The sequence below is a fragment of the Bradyrhizobium sp. OK095 genome (genome assembly GCF_900109945.1).
Taxonomy (GTDB): domain Bacteria; phylum Pseudomonadota; class Alphaproteobacteria; order Rhizobiales; family Xanthobacteraceae; genus Bradyrhizobium.
Window position 1 is genome coordinate 1 of sequence record NZ_FOBX01000043.1, and the last position, 1,522, is coordinate 1,522.

Below are 1,522 nucleotides of genomic sequence, written 5' to 3' on the forward strand. Positions count from 1 at the left end.
CTTTGCCCACCCTCATATGAGGGCTTTTAAGTCAAGCGTGCCGAACGGGGCTTGGGTATAGATCTTTGCATTTGGCGTGGAGGCGGCGCGCGGAGCCATGCGTAGCGCAGCGTGCCGCCGCGGTCGACGCGCTCAGGGAATGGCTTCCGGCGATTTACGCAGCAACTCACTGCATCACCTCATATCCGGTCGGTTTGACCCGTACCCACATTCCGCATACTTGCGGCGAGGAAGCCATGAGGATGGGACCCATCTACGAAGCAGCCTTTTGATCGGCTCTAGGGTGGCACGGTCACCATCCATCCCGCGGCTCGCCGCAGCAGATGCCGCGACGTCGACGCGTTGGTCTGATTTTATGCCTTCACCTCCTTGAGCACCGCTCCCTCGGGCACGAGGCCGGTGGTGAGATAGCGCCAGAGCGCCACCATCAGCTTGCGCGCCAGGGCCACGATAGCGACGCGCTTGTTGCGCTTGCCGGCATTGAGCGTGCGCTTGCGGAACCACTCGGCGAGCGCGCTGTCGGGCTGATGCCGCAGCCACAGCCAGGCCAGTTCGATCGCCGCGCAACGGGCACGCGGATTACCCGCCTTGCTGATCCCCTGTTCGCGATCGATCCCACCGCTTTGCCATGGACTGGGTGCCAACCCGAAATAACTCGCGACTTCACGCCGGTTGCTGAAGTCCTTGTAGAACACCTCGTTGGTCAGCGTCGTCGCGAACGCCGGGCCCAGGCACTTGAGTTTGCGCAGAAGATTGCTGCGCTGGATCATCTGGGCCGCCGCAGGCGCCGGATCCGCAGCCGAAGCCGAAGCCTGCATGAGTGCTTCAAGCCGTTCGCGGACCAGCATCAACCGCGCGTGCTCGTGTTCAATCTCGTGCCGCATCCGCGACGGCACCGCCTGGCCTTGCCAATCCCGCTGTGCCGCCAGCCAGCTCAGCCAGTCGCGCCGGCGCGGGTTCCCGACCGCCATGCCCAACAGCCGCAGCAGCGCCTTGATCCGGTTGGTGTGAGCGGTCTGCTCCTTGATCAGCCGGTCGCGCTCGCGCGTGGCGCGGCGCTCGTCCTCCTGTTCCGGAGCAGGCACCCGCACGATCCGCACCACCCGTGGCTCTCCGCGGCAGTACGCCATCAGCGTTCGCAGCATCATCTCGCCATCGATCCGGTCGGTCTTCACCCGCCGGGCCCGCTGATCCACCGTAATGCTCGCCGGGTCGAACACGTAGTTCGTGATCCCGCCCGCCACCAGAAGCCGATGCAGCCAGAATCCGTCGTAGCCCGCCTCGTAACAGCTTACCACAGCCGGGGGCGCACCCAACGTCGCCGCCGCCCGCTCGCCCACACGCTTGATCAATGCCAGCAGGCCGGCATGATCGCCACCTTCCAGCTTATGGCGGGATACCTTGTCCCTGTCTGGACAATGCAGCGTTGCCAGCCAGCTCCGCTGGCTCAGTTCGATTGCAACGAAAATTGTGCCACTATGTCCGGCGGTGGGCGTGCTCTCGGTCGATGCTTGCATCAGAC

At 64.6% G+C, this 1,522-nt stretch carries 1 protein-coding gene; it reads right to left on the minus strand.

Features of this window, described 5'->3' with window-relative positions:
* Positions 1-353: 353 nt before the first annotated feature.
* On the minus strand, positions 354-1,517 hold the full coding sequence (locus BMW89_RS37090) for an IS110 family RNA-guided transposase (RefSeq protein WP_092035272.1): 1,164 nt from the start codon (positions 1,515-1,517) through the stop codon (positions 354-356).
* Between the last annotated feature and the right edge of the window lie 5 nt (positions 1,518-1,522).

Bases quoted from the DNA above. Each gene is read 5' to 3' on its own strand.
- BMW89_RS37090 (WP_092035272.1), bottom strand. From the start codon at position 1,517: ATGCAAGCATCGACCGAGAGCACGCCCACCGCCGGACATAGTGGCACA.